17 protein-coding genes are annotated in these 19,770 nt (G+C 66.8%); 16 read left to right on the forward strand and 1 reads right to left on the reverse strand.

Translation table 11 applies throughout. From position 1 onward, the window contains the following. Nucleotides 1–83: 83 nt before the first annotated feature. From nhaC to UYS_RS18625, 13 genes are all read left to right on the forward strand, one after another. Nucleotides 84–1,595, forward strand: a complete 1,512-nt coding sequence (nhaC, locus tag UYS_RS16685) for a Na+/H+ antiporter NhaC (RefSeq protein WP_016853741.1) — start codon at nt 84–86, stop codon at nt 1,593–1,595. 306 nt (nt 1,596–1,901) lie between these two features. After that, a complete protein-coding gene (gene glyA / locus UYS_RS0201625) occupies nt 1,902–3,197 on the forward strand; it encodes a serine hydroxymethyltransferase (protein WP_016853742.1) in 1,296 nt (431 codons plus the stop codon). Between the two features lie 49 nt (nt 3,198–3,246). Continuing rightward, complete coding sequence (locus tag UYS_RS0201630) at nt 3,247–4,497, forward strand: sarcosine oxidase subunit beta family protein (RefSeq protein ID WP_016853743.1); 1,251 nt, start codon at nt 3,247–3,249, stop codon at nt 4,495–4,497. A gap of 21 nt (nt 4,498–4,518) precedes the next feature. Next, nucleotides 4,519–4,866, forward strand: a complete 348-nt coding sequence (locus UYS_RS0201635) for a sarcosine oxidase subunit delta (RefSeq protein WP_016853744.1) — start codon at nt 4,519–4,521, stop codon at nt 4,864–4,866. Next, the gene (locus UYS_RS0201640) at nt 4,863–7,916 is read left to right on the forward strand and encodes a sarcosine oxidase subunit alpha family protein (RefSeq protein WP_016853745.1); all 3,054 of its coding nucleotides are present in this window, start codon (nt 4,863–4,865) and stop codon (nt 7,914–7,916) included. Before UYS_RS0201635 ends, UYS_RS0201640 begins: the two co-directional genes overlap by 4 nt. Then, nucleotides 7,909–8,559 carry a sarcosine oxidase subunit gamma gene (locus tag UYS_RS0201645; RefSeq protein WP_016853746.1) on the forward strand — a complete coding sequence of 217 codons (651 nt, stop codon included), beginning with the start codon at nt 7,909–7,911 and terminating at the stop codon, nt 8,557–8,559. The genes UYS_RS0201640 and UYS_RS0201645 overlap by 8 nt, the downstream gene beginning before the upstream one ends. Nucleotides 8,560–8,627: 68 nt before the next feature. After that, complete coding sequence (purU, locus tag UYS_RS0201650) at nt 8,628–9,506, forward strand: formyltetrahydrofolate deformylase (RefSeq protein WP_016853747.1); 879 nt, start codon at nt 8,628–8,630, stop codon at nt 9,504–9,506. 564 nt (nt 9,507–10,070) lie between these two features. Beyond that, nucleotides 10,071–11,228, forward strand: coding sequence for a TRAP transporter substrate-binding protein DctP (dctP, locus tag UYS_RS0201660; protein WP_016853748.1), 1,158 nt, complete (start codon nt 10,071–10,073; stop codon nt 11,226–11,228). A 144-nt stretch (nt 11,229–11,372) separates the two neighbouring features. Beyond that, entirely contained in the window at nt 11,373–13,568 is a 2,196-nt protein-coding gene (locus tag UYS_RS0201665; RefSeq protein WP_016853749.1) for a TRAP transporter large permease subunit, read from the forward strand. A 146-nt stretch (nt 13,569–13,714) separates the two neighbouring features. After that, nucleotides 13,715–14,116: a DUF4168 domain-containing protein gene (locus UYS_RS0201670; RefSeq protein WP_016853750.1), complete on the forward strand. Its 402-nt coding sequence runs from the start codon at nt 13,715–13,717 to the stop codon at nt 14,114–14,116. 149 nt (nt 14,117–14,265) lie between these two features. Then, complete coding sequence (locus tag UYS_RS0201675; protein WP_016853751.1) at nt 14,266–16,176, forward strand: DUF294 nucleotidyltransferase-like domain-containing protein; 1,911 nt, start codon at nt 14,266–14,268, stop codon at nt 16,174–16,176. Between the two features lie 13 nt (nt 16,177–16,189). Beyond that, on the forward strand, nt 16,190–16,906 hold the full coding sequence (locus UYS_RS0201680; protein ID WP_016853752.1) for a 3'-5' exonuclease: 717 nt from the start codon (nt 16,190–16,192) through the stop codon (nt 16,904–16,906). A 15-nt stretch (nt 16,907–16,921) separates the two neighbouring features. After that, a complete protein-coding gene (locus UYS_RS18625; RefSeq protein ID WP_016853753.1) occupies nt 16,922–17,047 on the forward strand; it encodes a hypothetical protein in 126 nt (41 codons plus the stop codon). A gap of 321 nt (nt 17,048–17,368) precedes the next feature. Here UYS_RS18625 and cobO read toward each other — a convergent pair whose 3' ends face one another. Further along, the gene (gene cobO, locus UYS_RS0201695; protein ID WP_016853755.1) at nt 17,369–17,968 is read right to left on the reverse strand and encodes a cob(I)yrinic acid a,c-diamide adenosyltransferase; all 600 of its coding nucleotides are present in this window, start codon (nt 17,966–17,968) and stop codon (nt 17,369–17,371) included. 196 nt (nt 17,969–18,164) lie between these two features. On the opposite strand from cobO, the gene UYS_RS0201700 reads away from it, so the two are divergent. The 3 genes from UYS_RS0201700 to UYS_RS0201710 all read left to right on the forward strand — a co-directional run bounded on the left by UYS_RS0201700 (nt 18,165) and on the right by UYS_RS0201710 (nt 19,689). Beyond that, nucleotides 18,165–18,650 carry a GNAT family N-acetyltransferase gene (locus tag UYS_RS0201700; protein WP_016853756.1) on the forward strand — a complete coding sequence of 162 codons (486 nt, stop codon included), beginning with the start codon at nt 18,165–18,167 and terminating at the stop codon, nt 18,648–18,650. 56 nt (nt 18,651–18,706) lie between these two features. Next, nucleotides 18,707–19,192: a YajQ family cyclic di-GMP-binding protein gene (locus UYS_RS0201705; RefSeq protein ID WP_016853757.1), complete on the forward strand. Its 486-nt coding sequence runs from the start codon at nt 18,707–18,709 to the stop codon at nt 19,190–19,192. A gap of 119 nt (nt 19,193–19,311) precedes the next feature. Next, the gene (locus UYS_RS0201710) at nt 19,312–19,689 is read left to right on the forward strand and encodes a YbaN family protein (RefSeq protein ID WP_016853758.1); all 378 of its coding nucleotides are present in this window, start codon (nt 19,312–19,314) and stop codon (nt 19,687–19,689) included. Nucleotides 19,690–19,770: the final 81 nt, after the last annotated feature.

Raw genomic sequence — 19,770 nt, forward strand, 5'->3', positions numbered from 1 at the left:
TGTCGTATCTCTGTATGTGAAGGCCCGGGCGGGCCTTCACGACAACGTCATGACAACAACAAGCCATCATAAGGAGAGTTTCCATGTCGTCCTCTCAGGCCGCGAGGCCGGGTCTCGCGCTGGCCCTGCTGCCCATCGTGCTGACGTTCGGCGTGCTGGGCGTTCAGCTGTTCGCGTTCGGGGATTTCACGCCCCACGTGCCGCTGATCATCGGCATCGCCATCACCGCCCTGGTCGGGCGTTATCTCGGGCTGCGCTGGCAGCAGCTGGAAGCGGGCATGCTGCACGTGGTGAGCATCGGCCTGCCCGCGGTGGGCATCCTGATGCTGGTGGGCATGATCACCGGCGTGTGGATCGCCAGCGGCACCGTGCCGACGCTGATCTACTTCGGCCTGGAGCTGCTCAGCCCGCAGGTGTTCCTGGCCGCCGCGGCCCTGCTGTGCGCCGTGGTCTCGGTGTCGCTGGGCACGTCCTGGGGCACCGTAGGCACGGTGGGCCTGGCGCTGATGGGCATCGGCGCCGGCTTCGATATCCCGGCCTACTGGACCGCGGGCGCGGTGGTCTCCGGTGCCTTCTTCGGCGACAAGGTCTCGCCGCTGTCCGATACCACCAACCTGGCCCCCGCCGTGACCGGTGTGAACCTGTTCGATCATATCCGCAACCTGATGCCGACCACGCTGCCGGCGATGGTCATCGCGCTGGTGATCTATCTGCTGGCGGGGCAGGGCCTGGTCGGCGAGGAGGCCGCCTCGCTCGAGCGCATCGCCTCGATCACCCAGGGGCTCTCGCAGCATTTCGAGATCAGCGTGCTGTCGCTGCTGCCGGTGTTGGTGGTGATCGGTCTGGCCGTGATGCGCCTGCCGGCGCTGCCGGTGCTGTTCGTCGGGGTGGTCCTCGGCGGGGCGACGGCCTGGCTGCTGCAGGGCGAGGGGGTAAGCGCGCTGTTCGGCTTCGCCTTCTCGGGCTATGCCATCGACACCGGCGTGGCCGAGATCGACGGCCTGCTCAACCGCGGCGGCCTGCAGTCGATGACCTGGGTGATCACGCTGCTGCTGATCGCGCTGTCGTTCGGCGGCATCCTCGAGCGCACCGGCTGCATGCACGCCATCATCGCGGCCATCATGCGCCGGGTGAAGCGCTTCGGCGGCCTGCAGACCTCGGCCATCGTCAGCTCCATGAGCACCAACCTGGTGGCCGGCGACCCCTACCTGGCGATCACCCTCACCGGGCGCATGTTCGGCCCCGTCTATCGCGGCAAGGGCGTCTCGATGCTCAACCTGTCCCGCGCCACGGAGGAGGGCGGCACCCTGATCTCGCCGCTGATTCCCTGGAACGCCGGCGGCGCCGTGGTGATCACCTCGCTGGGGCTGAGTGTCGCCGACGGCAACATGGGCGACCTGATGTACATCCCGCTGGCCTTCGCCTGCTGGCTGTCGCCGCTGATCGGCGTGCTCTACGCCTGGCTGGGCTGGTTCTCGCCGCGCGCGAGCGAGGCCGAGCAGGCCCGGTGGCAGGCCGACGGCGAGCCGATCATGGCGGTCGAGGAGGGCGATCGTCGTTCCCTCGATGGCGTCGGTTCCAGCGTCGCCGGCTAGGGGCGACGAGGCCATTCAACGGGGCCGGTGCATCTGCACCGGCCCTTTGTATAGGGCATGTAGAAATACAAAATCCGCCGAAAAATTAAATGATTAAAAATCAGTTATTTGAAAAAGCTGGCGGGAATTTGTCGGTAAATCTGTCGCATATATTCAATCTTTGAGCGACGGGCTTGGCTATCAATGTACCCAAGGTGAAACGAGTGAGACCGCGGTGTCTCGTTCAACGAAGATGATGTCGTTTCCAGAACGCCTCGATCGCCGCCTTCTTTTAACGTTGTGACGCTAACCCCAGGGTGATGACGAATGAATGACAACAACCTGACAATGACCGATCCCCAGATCGCTGCCGCCATCGGTGACGAGCTGGCGCGCCAGGAAGCCCACATCGAGCTGATCGCCTCCGAGAACTACGCCAGCCCCCAGGTGATGGCGGCTCAGGGCAGTCAGCTGACCAACAAGTACGCCGAAGGCTACCCGGGCAAGCGCTACTACGGCGGCTGCGAGTACGTCGACGTGGTCGAGCAGCTGGCCATCGATTACGCCAAGGAACTGTTCGGCGCCACCTACGCCAACGTCCAGCCGCACTCCGGCTCCCAGGCCAACGGCGCCGTCTTCCAGGCGCTGGTCACCCCGGGCGACACCGTGCTGGGCATGAGCCTGGACGCCGGCGGTCACCTGACCCACGGCGCCAAGCCGAACTTCTCCGGCAAGCACTACAACGCCGTGCAGTACGGCATCGACGAGAACGGCCGCATCGACTATGAGCAGGTCGCCGAGCTGGCGCGCGAGCACCAGCCGAAGATGATCATCGCCGGCTTCTCCGCCTACTCCCAGATCATCGACTGGGCCAAGTTCCGCGAGATCGCCGACGAGGTGGGTGCCTACCTGCTGGTCGACATGGCCCACATCGCCGGCCTGGTGGCCGCCGGGGTCTACCCGAGCCCGATGTCCCACGCCCACGTGGTCACCACCACCACCCACAAGACCCTGCGTGGCCCGCGTGGTGGCCTGATCCTGTCCGCCGAGGGCAACGCCGACATCGAGAAGAAGCTGCAGTCCGCGGTCTTCCCGGGCATCCAGGGCGGCCCGCTGGAGCACGTCATCGCCGCCAAGGCGATCTGCTTCAAGGAAGCCATGGCGCCCGAGTTCAAGACCTACCAACAGCAGGTGCTGAAGAATGCCAAGGCCATGGCCGGCGTGTTCATCGAGCGCGGCTTCGACATCGTCTCCGGCGGCACCGACGATCACCTGTTCCTGGTCTCGCTGATCAAGCAGGGCGTGACCGGCAAGGACGCGGACGCCGCCCTGGGCCGTTCGCACATCACCGTCAACAAGAATGCCGTGCCGGGCGACCCGCAGAGCCCGTTCGTCACCTCCGGCCTGCGCCTCGGCACGCCGGCCGTGACCACCCGCGGCTTCAGCCAGGCCGACTGCGAGGCCCTGGCCGGCTGGATCTGCGACATCCTCGACGTGCTGGAAAAGCAGGAAGACACCTCCGCCATCGAGGCGGAAGTCCGCGGCAAGGTGGCCGAGCTGTGTGCCCGCCACCCCGTCTATGCCAAGGCCGTCGCCGAACAGGCCGATACCGCCACCGCGTGAGCCCGTTCCCCGCCGGTGAACCGGCGGGGCCCTTGAGGAGTAGACCCCTATGCAACGTTATTCAGGTTTCGGGCTGGTCAAGCACGCGCTGAGCCACCACGAGAACTGGCAGCGCCAGTGGCGCAACCCGACGCCCAAGAAGTCCTACGATGTCATCATCGTCGGCGGCGGCGGCCACGGGCTGGCCACGGCCTATTACCTGGCCAAGCAGCACGGCATCACCAACGTCGCCGTGATCGAGAAGGGCTGGCTGGGCGGCGGCAACACCGCGCGCAACACCACCATCGTGCGTTCCAACTATCTGTGGGACGAGGCGGCGGCGCTCTACGAGCATTCCATGAAACTGTGGGAAGGCCTGTCCCAGGACCTCAACTACAACGTCATGTTCTCCCAGCGCGGCGTGCTCAACCTGGGCCACACCCTGCAGGACATGCGTGACATCCAGCGCCGCGTCAACGCCAACCGCCTGAACGGCGTCGACGGCGAGGTAGTCACCCCGGAGCAGATCAAGGAGATCGAGCCGCTGCTGGACACCTCCAAGCGCGCTCGCTACCCGATCCTCGGCGCCTCCTGGCAGCCCCGCGGCGGCGTGGCCCGTCACGACGCCGTGGCCTGGGGCTTCGCCCGCGGTGCCGACGCCCTGGGCGTGGACATCCTGCAGCAGACCGAGGTCACCGGCTTCAAGATCCGCGACGGCCAGATCTTCGGGGTGCACACCAACCGCGGTGACATCGAGGCCAAGACCGTCGGCTGCGTGACCGCCGGCAACTCCGGCGTGATGGCCAAGATGGCCGGCATCAAGCTGCCGCTGGAATCGCATCCGCTGCAGGCGCTGGTCTCCGAGCCGCTCAAGCCGGTGCTCAACACCGTGACCATGTCCAACCACGTGCACGGCTACGTCAGCCAGTCGGACAAGGGCGACCTGGTCATCGGCGCCGGCATCGACGGCTACAACGGCTACGGCCAGCGCGGCAGCTACCCGACCATCGAGCACACCCTGCAGGCGATCGTCGAGATGTTCCCGATGTTCTCGCGGGTGCGCATGAACCGTCAGTGGGGCGGCATCGTCGACACCTGCCCGGACGCCTGCCCGATCATCTCCAAGACCAAGGTCAAGGGCCTGTACTTCAACTGCGGCTGGGGCACCGGCGGCTTCAAGGCCACGCCGGGCTCGGCCAACGTGTTCGCGGCGAGCCTGGCCAAGGGCGAGATGCATCCGATCGCCGCCCCGTTCTCCATCGACCGCTTCAATACCGGAGCGCTGATCGACGAGCACGGCGCCGCCGGCGTGGCCCACTGATTTCCGCAGAGGAGAGCCGACATGTTCTATATCCATTGCCCCTACTGCGGCGAATACCGCGAGGAAGAGGAATTCCATCCGAAGGGTGAGGCGCACATCGCCCGCCCGGCGGATCCGGAGAACTGCAGCGACGACGAATGGGGCGACTACCTGTTCTTCCGCGACAACCCCCGTGGCATCCACCACGAGCTGTGGGTGCACGCCGTGGGCTGCCGCAAGTTCTTCAACATCACGCGCAACACCGTGAGCTACGAGATCCTCGAGACCTACAAGATGGGCGAGCAGCCGACGTACACCGCCGAGCACCCCGAGGGCCGGCCGTCCGCTGAAGCCGAAACGGCATCGCTTCGTGAAGGAGTCCGCGCATGAGCCAGCCCAACGCTCAAGAGAACCGTCTCGCCCAGGGCGGCCGCATCGACCGCAGCCGTCGGCTGAGCTTCACCTTCAACGGGAAGACGTATCAGGGCCATGCCGGTGACACCCTGGCCTCCGCCCTGCTGGCCAACGGCGTCGACATCGTCAACCGCAGCTTCAAGTACTCGCGTCCCCGCGGCATCTTCGCCGCCGGCGCCGAGGAGCCGAACGCGCTGGTCCAGCTCGGTGTCAGCGAGGCCGGCCAGGTGCCGAACGTGCGCGCCACCCAGCAGGCGCTGTACGACGGCCTGACCGCGCGCAGCACCAACGGCTGGCCGAACGTCCAGCGCGACCTGATGGGCCTGGTCGGCAAGCTGGGCGGTGGCTTCATGCCGCCGGGCTTCTACTACAAGACCTTCATGGCTCCGGCCTCCATGTGGATGACCTACGAGAAGGTCATCCGCAAGGGCGCCGGCCTCGGTCGCAGCCCGCTGGAAAGCGATCCGGACATCTACGATCACATGCACCAGCACTGTGACGTGCTGGTGGTCGGCGCCGGCCCGGCCGGCCTGGCTGCGGCCCTGGCCGCCGCCAGGAGCGGCGCGCGGGTGATCGTCGCCGACGAGCAGGAAGAGATGGGCGGCACGCTGCTCGATTCCCGGGAGCTGCTCGACGATAAGCCGGCCGAGCAGTGGGTCGCCGAGACCGTCGAGGCGCTGTCCAACATGGACAACGTGACCCTGCTGCCGCGCACCACCGCCAACGGCTATCACGATCACAACTTCGTGACCCTGCACGAGCGCCGCACCGAGCACCTGGCCGACACCGCGCCGCTCAAGGATGGCCTGCGTCAGGTCCGCTCGCGCCTGCATCGCGTGCGTGCCGGCCGCGTCGTGCTGGCCACCGGCGCCCACGAGCGTCCGCTGGTCTACGGCAACAACGACGTGCCGGGCAACATGCTGGCCGGCGCCGTCTCCACCTATGTCCGCCGCTACGGCGTGGTGCCGGGCAATAAGCTGGTGCTGTCCGTCAGCAACGATCACGCCTACCGCGCCGCCCTGGACTGGGTCGAGGCCGGCCGTGACGTGGTCGCCATCGCCGACGCCCGGGCCAACCCGGACGGCGAGCTGGTCGAACAGGCCCGCGCCAAGGGCATCCGCATCATCGCCGGCGCCGCGGTCGTCGAGGCCAAGGGCGACGCCCGCGTCAGCGCCGCCCGCATCGCCAAGGTCGACCTCCAGGGCTTCCGCGTGGTCGGTGGCGCCGAGACCCTGAGCTGCGACACCATCGCCAGCTCCGGCGGCTACAGCCCGGTCATCCACCTGGCGTCCCACACCGGCAGCCGTCCGACCTGGAACGAGGAGCTGCTCGGCTTCGTCCCGAACACCGTGAAGGGCGTCGCCGCCGCCGGGGGCGCGCGTGGCGTCTATGCCACCGGCGCGGTGCTGGCCGACGGCGCCGAGGCCGGCCTGGACGCGGCCACCGAGGCCGGCTTCTCCGCCGCCTCCTTGGGCCTGCCCCGGGTCGCCGAGCGCAGTGACGGCGCCGCCGTGGCGCTCTATCAGGTGCCCCACGAGAAGGCGACCCTGCGCGCGCCGAAGCAGTTCGTCGACCTGCAGAACGACGTCACCGCGGCCGGCATCGAAGTGGCCACCCGCGAGGGCTTCGAGTCCATCGAGCACGTCAAGCGCTACACCGCCATGGGCTTCGGTACCGACCAGGGCAAGCTCGGCAACATCAACGGCATGGCCATCGCCGCCCGCGTCCTGGGTCGCTCGATCCCCGAGGTCGGCACCACGGTGTTCCGTCCGAACTACACCCCGGTGACCTTCGGCGCCATCGTCGGCCGCCACTGCGGCGAGCTGTTCGATCCCGAGCGCTACACCGCCATGCATCAGTGGCACGTGGAGCAGGGCGCCGCGTTCGAGGAAGTCGGCCAGTGGATGCGTCCGTGGTACTTCCCGCGCAAGGTCAACGGCAAGACCGAGACCATGCACGAGGCGGTGGCTCGCGAGTGCCTGGCCGTGCGCGAGAAGGTCGGCATCCTCGACGCCTCCACCCTGGGCAAGATCGACATCCAGGGCCCGGACGCGCGTGAGTTCCTGGGGCGCGTCTACACCAACAAGTGGGCCAAGCTGGCTCCCGGCCGCGTCCGCTACGGCCTGATGTGCAAGGACGACGGCATGGTGTTCGACGACGGCACCACCAGCTGCCTCGGCGACAACCACTTCCTGATGACCACCAGCACCGGCGGCGCCGCCACCGTGCTCGAGTGGCTCGAGATCTGGCACCAGACCGAGTGGCCGGAGCTGGACGTCTACTTCAACTCCGTGACCGATCACTGGGCGACCATGACCATCACCGGTCCGGAAGCGCGCAAGCTGATGGAAGAGGTCACCACCGAGGTCGACCTCGACAAGGACAGCTTCAAGTTCATGGACTGGAAGGAAGGCAAGGTGGCCGGCGTGCCGGCGCGCATCTTCCGCATCTCCTTCACCGGTGAGCTGGCCTACGAGATCAACGTCCAGGCCAACTACGCCCTGCACGTCTGGGAGACGCTGTTCGCCCACGGCGACAAGTACGGCCTGACGCCGTACGGCACCGAGACCATGCACGTGCTGCGCGCCGAGAAGGGCTTCATCATCGCCGGTCAGGACACCGACGGCTCGGTGACCCCGGAAGACCTCGGCATGCACTGGGCGATCGGCTACGACAAGCCGTTCTCCTGGATCGGCAAGCGTGCCCTGACGCGGCCGGACACCTCGCGCGAGAACCGCAAGCAGATGGTCGGCCTCAAGCCGAAGGATCCGACGGTGGTGCTGGAGGAGGGCGCGCAGATCGTGCTCGACCCGAACCACTCGATCCCGATGCCGATGGAGGGTCACGTGACCTCCAGCTACTACAGCCCGACCCTGGCATCCGGCTTCGCCCTGGCCGTGGTCAAGGGCGGTCACCAGAAGATGGGCGAGACCGTCTATCTGCCCATGGTCGACGGCCAGGTCCACGAGGCCGAGATCGTCAGCCCCATCTTCCTCGACCCCAAGGGAGAGCGTCAGAATGTCTAACACTGCTGTTGAAACGGTCAGGACCTTCGATACCCGCACCGAGGCCAAGATCCCGGTCGAATCGCCGCTCACCTACAGCTATCGTCGTTCGGGGGCTCCGGCCCCCACCGCCAAGAGCCGGGTGGTGATGCGCGAGAGGGCCTTCCTCGGCCACCTGGTGCTGTGCGGCGGCGCCGTGGTGCTCGACGGCGCGGTGCGCGCGGTGCTCGGCATCTCCCTGCCCGGCGAGCCCCAGGGCCTGGTCCAGGACGACGAGGGCAAGCGCTCGATCCAGTGGGTCTCCCCGGACGAGTGGCTGGTGATCGTGCCCGGCGGCGAGGAGTTCGAGCTCGAGAACCGCCTGCGCGCGGCGCTGGGCGACGCCCACTTCGCGATCAGCAACGTCAGCGGCGGCCAGACCCTGGTCGAGCTCGAGGGCGAGGCCGCCCGCGAGGTGCTGATGAAGTCGGTGGTCTATGACGTCCATCCGAGCCACTTCCCGGTCGGCAAGGGCGTGACCACCATCTTCGCCAAGACCACCGTGGTGCTGCGTCGTCCGAGCGAGGAGCGCTGGGAGCTGGTGGTGCGCCGCAGCTTCGCCGACTATACCTATCGCTGGCTGCTGGATGCCGGCGAGGAATACGCCATCGGCGTCGAGCGCTGAGCGCCCCGCCATCCCGTTGTGCTATCAGGCCGGGGCTTCCCCGGCCTGCTTCGTCAGGAGATTCTCCCATGAGCCACAGCGCCGGCAAGAGCGCCGATACCTGGATTCTCACTGCCCAGTGCCCCAGCCGCCTGGGCACCGTCGACGTGGTGACCCGCTTCCTGAAGGAGAGCCGCTGCTACATCACCGAGCAGCAGTCCTTCGACGACCATCACGGCGAGCGCTTCTTCATCCGCACCGAGTTCCGCCCGCTGGAGCCGGACTTCGATGCCGAGGCCTTCCAGGCCGCCTTCGCCGCCCGCGCCGCCGAGTTCGAGATGGCCTTCGAGCTGACCGCGCCGGACGCTCGGATGCCGGTGGTGATCATGGTGTCCAAGGCGGACCATTGCCTGAACGACCTGCTGTATCGCTATCGCACCGGTCAGCTGCCGATCGAGATTCGCGCGGTGGTCTCCAACCACCCGGACCTCCAGCCGCTGGCCGACTGGCACGGGCTGCCGTACTACCACTTCCCGATCACCGCCGAGACCAAGGCCGAGCAGGAGGCCAGAGTGTGGGAGGTGGTCGAGGAGACCGGCGCCGAGCTGGTGATCCTGGCCCGCTACATGCAGGTGCTCTCCAGCGACATGTGCGAGAAGCTCTCCGGCCGCGCGATCAACATCCATCACTCGCTGCTGCCGGGCTTCAAGGGCGCCAAGCCCTATCACCAGGCCTTCGAGAAGGGCGTCAAGCTGGTCGGCGCCACCGCGCACTACATCAACGACGACCTGGACGAGGGGCCCATCATCACCCAGGGCGTGGAGCCGGTCGGCCACGCCGACGATCCCGAGGATCTGGTGGCCAAGGGCCGCGACATCGAATGCCTGACCCTGGCGCGCGCCGTCGACGCCCACGTGGCACGTCGGGTGTTCCTGCACGGCCGCCGCACGGTGGTGTTCTCGCGCTAACCAAGGCCAAGGGGGCAGGGGCGCCAGATCGAGTGCCCCTGATGCCTGCCGCACGCGCCGTCGACGCCCACGTGGCGCGTCGGGTGTTCCTGCACGGCCGCCGCACGGTGGTGTTCTCGCGCTGATCGTTCGCTGTGATCTCAGGGCCGCTCGCCCGAGCGGCCTTGCACGGCCATCGCTTCCCCGGCGATGGCCGTCGTCTTTTTCCTGCTCCACCGCCTCCCGCTCTGTCCCGTCCTGGCCCCTCGTCACTCGTTCAATAGTCGTAGGGCGGGTGCTTCGCCTGCGCCGCCCCTGAGCGTGAATTGTTATATATAACAGCGTGTTACTTCGTTGTCGGTGCGTATCGTTGAGCGATGTACGTTGAAAGTCGCTGTTGGCCGCGGCCTCCGGGGACACTACGTTTTGATGCGGAAGGTATTTCCAGAGACATGGATCGTGTTGCCCATGTCGTCGGCGTCCCTCGGGCGCCGGCGGCATGGGGTCAAACCAGAACAGACAACAACAAGCCCTCCGTCATCGCGCCGTGCGGGACGGACGCAACACCAACGAGGAGTCCTCGCCATGCAAGACGACCAGCAGCCCAAGCGCACTTCGTCCGATCGCGTCGCGACATCGGGCAGCGGTGCCGGCAATCGTCGCAACTTCCTGAAGGCCGCCGCGATCGGCTCCGCGGCGGCGGTCGCGGCCCCCTGGATCGGCAATGTCCAGGCCCAGCAGGGCATCCGCATCCGCATGCAGTCCTCCTGGCAGCCGGGTACCGTCGGCTATCGCACCTTCGAGTCCTGGGCCAACGGCGTGGCCGAGGCCACCAGCGGTGAGGTCAGCATTGAGCCGTTCCCGGCCGGCGCCGTGGCCGGGGCCTTCGAGGTCGCCGATGCGGTGCGCAACGGCGTGCTCGACGGTCAGAACTGGTTCACCGTCTACTGGCCCGGCAAGATGCCGGCCGGCGTCTTCCTCACCGCCTTCCCCATGGGCCTGTCGCTGCCCCACCAGTGGGACATGATGTTCGGCGCCTACGGCGGCTTCGGCATCGCCAAGGAGCTGTACCGCAAGCAGGGCCAGGAGCTGCTGGGCTATGTCCACCATGACCTCAACCTGATCCACTCCAAGATCCCGCTACGCAGCTTCGACGACTTCGACGGGGTCAAGATCCGCATGCCCGGCGGCATCGTGGCCGAGACCTTCGCCGAGATGGGGGCGCGGACCACGCTGCTGCCCGGTTCCGAGGTCTATCCGGCGCTGGAGAAGGGCACCATCGACGCCGCCGACTTCACCGGGGCGGCGGTCAACTACGAGCTCGGCTTCTGGCAGGTGGCCGACTACATCATCATGGGCCCGCCCTCCACGCCGTGCCTGCACCAGGCGGTCGACCTGATGGACATCTCGGTCAACCGCCGCGTCTATGAGCGCATGTCCTCCCAGACCCAGGATCTGATGCACGACCTGGTGGCGGCCTATTCCCGCGAGCACTATGCGGCGATCCAGAAGGCCAACGCCGAGGCCTGGCCCAAGTACCGCGAGAAGGGCGTCGAGATCATCCACCTCTCCGAGGAGGACGCCGATCGCTTCCGCCAGGTGTCCATTCCGCTGTGGTTCAAGTGGGCCAACAAGGACCCGGATGCCGCGCGCATGTTCCGCGCCCACCTCGACACCATGATGGATCCGGCGGTGGCGCTGATCACCGAGGACGACATCAAGGACTTCGAGCTCAACGTCTGATCCCTCTGATCGACCCGCCGGGGGTTGTGGGCCGAGCGCCGCAGCCCCCGGCCTGCCTGGGTCGCCATGCCCTGATCCTGCATCCCGTCGGCTAGATGATCCGTCGCCATCGCCGGGAAGCGATGGTATCGCGGAGGAGTTTTCATGAATCTCGAGATCAATTTCGTGCTGCCGCACTGGCTCTACTGGTCGGTCCTGTTCTTCCTGCCGCTGCTGGTGATGTGGCTCGTCGACCGCAGCTTCCGGCGCGGCGGGACCATCAGCGGCGGCGACACCGGAGAGATTCCCGGCGAGGCCCCGGTGGAGAGCTACCGGCCCCCGGGCAACGTCTTCACCGCCGTGATCGATCGCATTTCCGGGTTCTTCGGCCGCTACGTGGCCTACTGGGCGCTGATCGCGCCCTTCGTGTTCGCCTATGAAGTGCTGATGCGCTACGCCTTCAATTCGCCGACCAACTGGGCCCACGAGTCTATGACCCTGATGTTCGGCATGCAGTACCTGATCGCCGGGGCCTTCGCCCTGCGCGAAGGCGGGCACGTGCGCGTCGACATCCTCTATCAGCGGGCCAGGCCGGTGAACAAGGCGGCGCTCGATCTGGTGACCTCGGTCTTCTTCTTCATCTTCACTGTCGCGCTGCTGGTGACCGGCTGGAAGTTCTTCTCCCAGGCGGTGAGCGACAAGCTGTTCTTCGGCTCGAGCTACGCCAACGAGACCTCCTTCACCGAATGGGCGATCCAGTTCTATCCGGTGAAGTTCATGCTGTTCTTCGGCGCGCTGCTGCTGCTGCTGCAGGGCATCGCCCAGCTGATCCGCGATTTCCAGGCCTTCCGCCATCATCGTGCCGCCGAGCATCACGGCCGCGGCTTCGCCCACCTGCTGGTGGCGCTGGGGGCGGTGCTGGCCGCCTGGACGCTGTTCGAGATGGTCAACATCGCGGTCACCGACTACCAGAGCCTGGCCGGCAGCCTCGAGAACATCCTCAGCGGGCTGGGCATCGGCGGCCTGACCCTGGTGATGTTCGGCACCCTGATGGTGGTGCTGGTGGCGGGCCTGCCGCTGGCCTTCGTCACCGGCGGTCTGGGGGTGGCCTTCCTCTACCTGGTGGGCGATCAGCACATGCTCAACCTGATGCCGTCGCGCATCTTCCCGATGATGACCAACTACCAGCTGTCGGCCATTCCGCTGTTCATCTTCATGGCCTCGGTGCTGGAGAAGGCCGGGATCATCGAGGAGCTGTTCGATGTCGTCTACAAGTGGATGGGCGGCCTCAAGGCGGGCCTGGCCATCGCCACCATCATCGCCTCCACGCTGCTCGCCGCCATGGTCGGCGTGATCGGCGCCGCGGTGGTGACCATGGGCCTGATCGCCCTGCCGGCGATGCTCAAGCGCCACTACGACCCGGAGATCGCCATCGGCTCGATCATGGCCGGCGGCACCCTGGGCATCCTGATTCCGCCGTCGATCCTGGCGATCATCTACGGCGTCATCGCCCAGCAGTCGGTGGGCGAGCTGTATCTCGGCTCGCTGATTCCCGGCCTGCTGCTGGCCTTCATGTACGGCTTCTACTGCTGGATGCGCGGCACGCTGAACATCAAGGTGGCACCGCCGATGCCGGTGGAGGACCGCGTCGATATGAAGGAGAAGCTGCGCCTGCTGCGCAACATGCTGGCGCCCATCGTGCTGGTGGTGCTGGTGCTGGGCATCATCTTCACCGGTATCGCCACCCCGGTGGAGGCGGCCGGCATCGGCACCTTCGGCGCGCTGGTGGTGGCGGCGCTGCACAAGCGCCTGACCTGGCCCAATCTGCATGCCGCCTGCATGACCACCCTGGTCGCCTCGGCGATGGTGATGTGGATCATCTTCGGCGCCAGCATCTTCGTCGGCTTCTATATCCTGCAGGGCGGCCAGACCTTCGTGCAGGAGCTGATCTCCGGCGCCGGCCTCGGCCCCTACGCGGTGCTGGCGCTGATGATGGTGCTGCTGGTGGCGCTGGGCATGTTCCTGGACTGGGTCGGCATCCTGCTGCTGGCGGTGCCGATCTTCGTGCCGCTGATCAAGGGGCTCTCCTTCGACGGGGTGTTCGGCCTGCCCGGCGTGGCACCCGCCGATGTGTCGCTGTGGTTCGGGGTCATCTACCTGGTGAACATGCAGATGTCCTTCCTCAGCCCGCCGTTCGGCTACGCCCTGTTCTACATCAAGGGGGTGTGTCCGCCGCACATCACCATGGGCCAGATCTTCCGTTCGTCCTTCCCGTTCCTGGGCATCCAGGCGCTGGGGCTGATCCTGGTGATCATGTTCCCGGCACTGGTGACCTGGCTGCCGAATCTCGCCTACGGCTAGGCGACGGCGCAGGCCATCAGCGACGACGCCCCCGATCGGGGGCGTCATCTTTTCAAACTGTTACACGATGGCGGTGAACCCTCGCCGATGATCATCGTCACAGGGGGGCAGCCCACGCATGCATGACAATGTTTTCGGAGGTATCTATGCAACGTATCACCGCCCTGTTCTCCGCCGCCCTGCTCAGTGCCGGCATGATGAGCTCCATGGCGTATGCACAGGACAGCGCCGACGCCACCGCCAGCCAGGGCCAGGCGCAGGCCGCGACCCAGAACTTCTCCGACGCCCAGCTTCAGAAGTTCGCCGACGCCTCCGAGGAAATCGCGGTGATCTCCCAGGATTACACCCAGCAGCTGCAGAATGCCGAGGGTGAGAAGGCCCAGCAGGACGTCCGCCAGGAAGCCAACGACCAGATGGTCGAAGCGGTCCAGGATAGCGGCCTCGAGGTAGAAACCTTCAACGCCATCGGCCAGGCGATCCAGCAGAACCCCGAGCTGATGCAGCGCGTCCAGGGCATGGCGCAGGGCAACGGTGAATCCGCTTCCTGATCCCGTCATCCCGCCACATCCCTGTGCGATGAAAGGCCACCCCTCGGGGTGGCCTTTCTGCGTTTGACCGGCGAGATGACGGCTCTTTACACCGTCCCCGGCGCCTTTCAGACTTGGCTTATCCTCAACGACCGGGTAGGCACTGGGCCATGGATGTGGAACTGCTGGAAATCCGCCAGCATCTCGGGCGCTTCCCGCCCTTCGAGACGCTGTCAGACGAACTGCTCGACGAGGTGGCGAGCAACGTCGAGGTGGCCTATTTCAAGGCCGACACCGACATCCTGACCCTCGACCAGGAGCTCCACGAGCTGTGCTACATCCGTAGCGGCGCGGTGGAGGTCTACCGTCGCGGTGGCGAGCTCTACAACCGCCGAGGCGAGGGCGAGATCTTCGGCCAGTTCAGCCTGCTGCGAAACAACCGGGTCCGCTATCCCGTGCGGGCGATGGAAGACTCGCTGATCTACTTCATTCCCGAGGCGGTCTTCCAGCGTCTCTGCCAGGCCGACGACGACTTCGCCGACTTCGTCGAGCTGCTGCGCCCGCGCCTCGAGAGCGTGGTCGAGGAGCAGAAGAAGAACAACGACATGATGATCACCCGGGTGCGCAAGCTGGTCACGCGCTACCCGCTGATGGTCGATGCCTCGACCACCGTTCAGGAGGCTGCGCGCCAGATCACCGACTTCCAGGCCTCGGCGGTGCTGGTGCTCGACGACCCCGGCGAGGACGACAACCCGCGCTATACCTTCCGCGACATCGAGGAGCGCGCCTGGCAGCTTCGCGGCATCCTCACCGACAGCGACTTCCGCACCCGGGTGGTGGCCGAGGGGCTGTCGCCGGACACGCCGGTCGGCGAGGTGGTGGTCGGCAACGTCATCGCCATCCAGTCCGACGAGTCGGTGCAGGAAGCGATGCTGATCATGCTGCGCCATAACATTCATCACCTGCCGGTGATGTATCGTCGCCGCCCGGTGGGCATCGTGCACCTCTCGGACATCATCCGCTACGAGACCCAGAGCAGCCTTTACCTGGTCAGCAACATCTTCCACCAGCCCAACGCCGAGGGTCTGGCGCGGTTGGCGCCGGACGTCAGTGCGGCCTTCGTGCGCATGGTCGAGGAGGGCGCCGACTCGCGCATGGTGGGCAGTGCCCTGTCGACCATCGGGCGGAGCTTCACCCGTCGGCTGCTGGAACTGGGCGAGGAACGGCTGGGGCCGCCGCCGGTGCCTTACTGCTTCATGGCGCTGGGCTCCATGGCCCGCAACGAGCAGTCGATCGCCACCGATCAGGACAATGCCCTGGTGCTGTCCGACGACTTCGATCCCGAACAGCACGACGCCTACTTCCTCGAGCTGGCCCAGTTCGTCAGCGATGGCCTGGACGCCTGCGGTTATCCCTACTGCAAGGGCGACATCATGGCCACCAACCAGAGCTGGCGGCAGCCCCTGGCCATCTGGAAACGCTATTTCACCGAGTGGATCGAGCACCCCAATCCCGAGCGGCTGCTGCACAGCTCGATCTTCTTCGATCTCGACGCCGTCTATGGGGAAAACGTGCTGGTAGAGCAGCTTCAGGACCTGGTGGCCTACCAGGCCGCGCGGCATCCGCGCTTCCTGGCGGCGATGGCCCGCAACGCGCTGAATCGCACGCCGCCGCTGGGGTTCTTCCGCACCTTCGTGATGGAGAAGGACGGCAAGCACAACAACTCGATCAACCTGAAGCGCCGCGGCACCGCACCGATGGTCGACCTGATCCGGGTGCATGCGCTGGCCTGCGGCTCCAGTGCCCAGAACAGCTTCGACCGGCTCGACGACATCGATCGCACCCAGCTGCTGGCCCCGGGGGTCAGCGATCGCCTGCGCTACGCCCTGGAGTTCCTGTCGATGTCGCGGATTCGTCACCAGGTGATCGACATCCAGCACGACCAGACGCCGGACAACAACATCGAGCCGGAGAACGTCTCGAGCAGTGAGCGTCATCACCTCAAGGATGCCTTCCAGGCGCTGAGCCACGCCCAGAAGTTCCTCAAGTTCCGCTACCCGATGCCCTCGCGGTCCAAATGAGCGAGGTGCACGGATGCTGATGCGTCGCAGGACTCAGATTCCCGACTGGGCGAACTACCTGGCGCGTCGCGCCGAGGCGGCCCAGGATCCGCGACTGGCAAGTTTCTTCGCCGCCGGGGCCCCGACGGCGGAGACGCCGATCGGCGAGGCCCCGCTGGTGGCGCTGGACATGGAGACCACCGGCCTCGATGCTCGGCGCAACTCCATCGTCAGCATCGGCGTGGTGCCCTTTACCCTGGGGCGCATCGCCATGACCGAGCGCCGCTACTGGATCGTGCGCCCGCGGCGCACGCTCCACGCCGAGTCGGTGACCTTCCACCACATCACCCATGCCGACATCGCCCACGCGCCGGAGCTGGACGACATCCTGGAGGACCTGCTCGATGCCCTGGCCGGCCGGCTGGCGGTAGTGCACTACCGGCACATCGAGCGTCCCTTCCTCGACGTGGCCGTCAAGGCGCGGCTGGGGGAGGGCGTGGTCTATCCGATGATCGACACCATGTCGCTCGAGGCGCGCATTCATCGGCAGTCGCTGGTGGCGCGCTTCAAGCGCTGGATCGGTCGGCCGCCGGCCTCCATTCGGCTGTTCGACAGCCGTGCCCGCTACGGGCTGCCGCCCTACCAGGGCCATCATGCGCTGACCGATGCACTGGCGACCGCGGAGCTGCTGCAGGCGCAGATCGCCTACCACTACAGTCCCGAGACCCCGGTGGGCGCGATCTGGAGCTAAGCCTGGTGGGCGGCGATGCCGCGCTTTCCTGAGCACGGCCATCATGCGCCGACCGATGCGCTGGCGGCCGCGGAGTTGCTGCAGGCGCAGATCGCCTACCACGACAGTTCCGAGACCCCGGTGGGCGCGATCTGGAGCTAGGCCTGGTGGGCGGCGATGCCGCGCTTTCCTGAACACGGCCATCCTGCGCCGACCGATGCACTGGCGACCGCGGAGCGGCTGCAGGCGCAGATCGCCCACCACTACAGTCCCGAGACCCCGGTGGGCACGATCTGGAGCTAGGCCTGGTGGGCGGCGATGCCGCGCTTTCCTGAACAGGGCCATCCTGCGCCGACCAGTGCACTGGCGACCGCGGAGCGGCTGCAGGCGCAGATCGCCCACCACTACAGTCCCGAGACTCCGGTGGGCACGATCTGGAGCTGATCCGGGCCGGCGCAAGGCGGCATGGGCACCGGCGAGTCGTTAGTAATCGATGCCGCGCCGCGCCTCCAGGCCGGCATTGAAGGCGTGGCGCACCTCCGTCATCTCGGTGATGGTGTCGGCCATGGCCTGCAGCTCGCGGTGGGCGTTGCGTCCGGTGACGATCACCGTCTGCTCGGCGGGGCGGTTCTGTAGCGCCTGCCGGACCGTGTCGATGTCCAGGTAGCCGAACTTGAGCATGTAGGTGATCTCGTCGAGCACCACCAGGTAGACCCCGGGGTCGGCGAGCATCCGCTCGGCCTCGGCCCACACCTCGCGGCAGGCCTCGGTGTCGCTCTCGCGGTTCTGGGTCTCCCAGGTGAAGCCGGTGGCCATGATCGCCACCTCGAGGTTGGGATCGTCCTCGAGCCGGTCGCGCTCGCCGCACTCCCACTGGCCCTTGATGAACTGCACCACACCGACGCGGTAGCCGTAGCCCAGCGCGCGGGTCACCGTGCCCCAGGCGGCGGTGGTCTTGCCCTTGCCATTGCCGGTGAACACCAGCAGCTGGCCGCGGCGCTCGTCGGCGGCGGCGACCTTCTCGTCGACGCGGGACTTGAGGGTCTGCATGGCCTTGCGGTGGCGCTCGTCGCGTTCGCTCATCTCGGTTCCTGCTCGTGTCGTGGTGGGAAGGGCAGCCTACCCCAGGCGACGGATGGCGTCAGCCGTCGGCGCCGGGGCACTTGAGCCGGCTATGGCGCGTCGCGGTCGCAGACTGAAAAGATTTCATCGCAGACGCCAAAGACAGCGTCATCCATGGTGCCCAGAATCCTCGAGTAGTGTCCCTGGAAGCCTCGTCATGCCCGCGATCCTTCGTCCGGCGGTTGCCGCCGATCTCGCCGCACTCCATGCCCTCGAGCAGCTGGCCTTCAGCGGTGATCGCTTCACCCGGCGCCAGCTCTGGCACCTGCTCAACCGGGCCAACGCCCTGACGCTGCTGGCCGAGGACGCGGCGGGCCGGCTGCTCGGCTATGGCACCCTGCTGTTTCGTCAGGACAGCGTGCGTACCCGGCTGTACTCGTTCTGCGTGCATCCCGAGGCGCGCGGCGAGGGGCTCGGGCGGCGCATGCTCGAAAGGCTGGAGGCCGAGGCCTGGGAGCGGGGCGGTGACTGGCTGGTGCTCGAGGTGCGGGTCGACAATCAGGCGGCGCTGGCGCTCTACCGGGGCACGGGCTTCGCGCCGTGCGACTGGATGGGTGACTACTACGAGGATGGCTGTGCGGCCTGGCGCATGAGCAAGGCGCTGACGCCGCTCGCCGTTGGCACCGAGGCCCGGGCCGGCTAGGCGCCGTGGCTCGTGATGCTTAGAATGGTGGCATCGTTCATCATCGGGAAATCACCATGCCCTCCTTCGATATCGTCTCCGAGTTCGACAAGCACGAGGCGAGCAACGCCGTCGATCAGGCCAACCGCGAGCTGCAGAGCCGCTTCGACTTCAAGGGCGTGACCGCCTCCTTCGCGCTTGAGGGCGAGACCGTGACCCTCGAGGCCGAGGTCGATTTCCAGCTGCGCCAGATGCTCGACATGCTGCGCAACAAGCTGATCGGCCGGGGCATCGATCCGCGCTGCCTGGAGGTCGACGACCCCGAGCTCTCGGGCGTGCGCGCCCGCCAGACCGTGCGCCTCAAGCAGGGCCTCGAACAGAAGGAGGCCAAGGACATCGTCAAGCGCATCAAGGACACCAAGCTCAAGGTCCAGGCCCAGATCCAGGGCGAGAAGGTGCGCGTCACCGGCAAGAAGCGCGACGACCTGCAGCAGGTCATGGCCCTGCTGCGCGGCGAGGATGGCCCCGACCTGGCGCTGCAGTTCGACAACTTCCGCGACTGAGTCCGCCGCTCGCTGTCATCACCCATTGCTGTTGCCCCCATTGGCGATGGCGATTGGCAGCGGGAGAGGGCTTGGGCTTCAATGTATCTGTGCCCTGTCGCCAAAGGAGTGAGCGCCCGATGTCCCACGCGCGCCGCATCGTCTACCTGACCATCGCCGGGATCAGCTTCGCCCTGGGCGTGATCGGCGCCTTCCTGCCGCTGATGCCCACCACCTGCTTCATGCTGGTGGCGGTGTGGGCGGCGTCCAAGGGCTCGCCGCGCTTCGCCGGCTGGATCCGCTCGCACCCGCGCTTCGGTGCCACCATCGTGGCCTGGGAGTCCGAGCGGGCCATCCCTCGCCATGCCAAGTGGACCGCCGGCGTCATGCTGCTGATCTCGATGGTGATCCTGGCCTTCGTCATCGGCGTGCTGTGGCTGAAGCTGGCGCTGATCCTCGGCCTGGGGGCCCTCACCGGCTGGATACTGACCCGGCCGGAGCCGGTCGCCGACGCCTGAGCCGCTGCGGCGCCGCCGAACCGCCCGGGGTTGAGGGCGGCACTTTGAGGTCGAGGCAGAGAGGGCCGTACAATGGTCGGC

It is taken from the genome of Halomonas smyrnensis AAD6 (assembly GCF_000265245.1).
GTDB lineage: Bacteria > Pseudomonadota > Gammaproteobacteria > Pseudomonadales > Halomonadaceae > Halomonas > Halomonas smyrnensis.

Bases quoted from the DNA above. Each gene is read 5' to 3' on its own strand.
- UYS_RS0201710 (WP_016853758.1), top strand. From the start codon at position 19,312: ATGTCCCACGCGCGCCGCATCGTCTACCTGACCATCGCCGGGATCAGC.
- UYS_RS0201670 (WP_016853750.1), top strand. From the start codon at position 13,715: ATGCAACGTATCACCGCCCTGTTCTCCGCCGCCCTGCTCAGTGCCGGC.
- UYS_RS0201675 (WP_016853751.1), top strand. From the start codon at position 14,266: ATGGATGTGGAACTGCTGGAAATCCGCCAGCATCTCGGGCGCTTCCCG.
- UYS_RS0201680 (WP_016853752.1), top strand. From the start codon at position 16,190: ATGCTGATGCGTCGCAGGACTCAGATTCCCGACTGGGCGAACTACCTG.
- purU (WP_016853747.1), top strand. From the start codon at position 8,628: ATGAGCCACAGCGCCGGCAAGAGCGCCGATACCTGGATTCTCACTGCC.
- UYS_RS18625 (WP_016853753.1), top strand. From the start codon at position 16,922: ATGCCGCGCTTTCCTGAGCACGGCCATCATGCGCCGACCGATGCGCTG.
- UYS_RS0201635 (WP_016853744.1), top strand. From the start codon at position 4,519: ATGTTCTATATCCATTGCCCCTACTGCGGCGAATACCGCGAGGAAGAG.
- UYS_RS0201700 (WP_016853756.1), top strand. From the start codon at position 18,165: ATGCCCGCGATCCTTCGTCCGGCGGTTGCCGCCGATCTCGCCGCACTC.
- nhaC (WP_016853741.1), top strand. From the start codon at position 84: ATGTCGTCCTCTCAGGCCGCGAGGCCGGGTCTCGCGCTGGCCCTGCTG.
- UYS_RS0201645 (WP_016853746.1), top strand. From the start codon at position 7,909: ATGTCTAACACTGCTGTTGAAACGGTCAGGACCTTCGATACCCGCACC.
- dctP (WP_016853748.1), top strand. From the start codon at position 10,071: ATGCAAGACGACCAGCAGCCCAAGCGCACTTCGTCCGATCGCGTCGCG.
- UYS_RS0201665 (WP_016853749.1), top strand. From the start codon at position 11,373: ATGAATCTCGAGATCAATTTCGTGCTGCCGCACTGGCTCTACTGGTCG.
- UYS_RS0201630 (WP_016853743.1), top strand. From the start codon at position 3,247: ATGCAACGTTATTCAGGTTTCGGGCTGGTCAAGCACGCGCTGAGCCAC.
- UYS_RS0201705 (WP_016853757.1), top strand. From the start codon at position 18,707: ATGCCCTCCTTCGATATCGTCTCCGAGTTCGACAAGCACGAGGCGAGC.
- UYS_RS0201640 (WP_016853745.1), top strand. From the start codon at position 4,863: ATGAGCCAGCCCAACGCTCAAGAGAACCGTCTCGCCCAGGGCGGCCGC.
- cobO (WP_016853755.1), bottom strand. From the start codon at position 17,968: ATGAGCGAACGCGACGAGCGCCACCGCAAGGCCATGCAGACCCTCAAG.
- glyA (WP_016853742.1), top strand. From the start codon at position 1,902: ATGAATGACAACAACCTGACAATGACCGATCCCCAGATCGCTGCCGCC.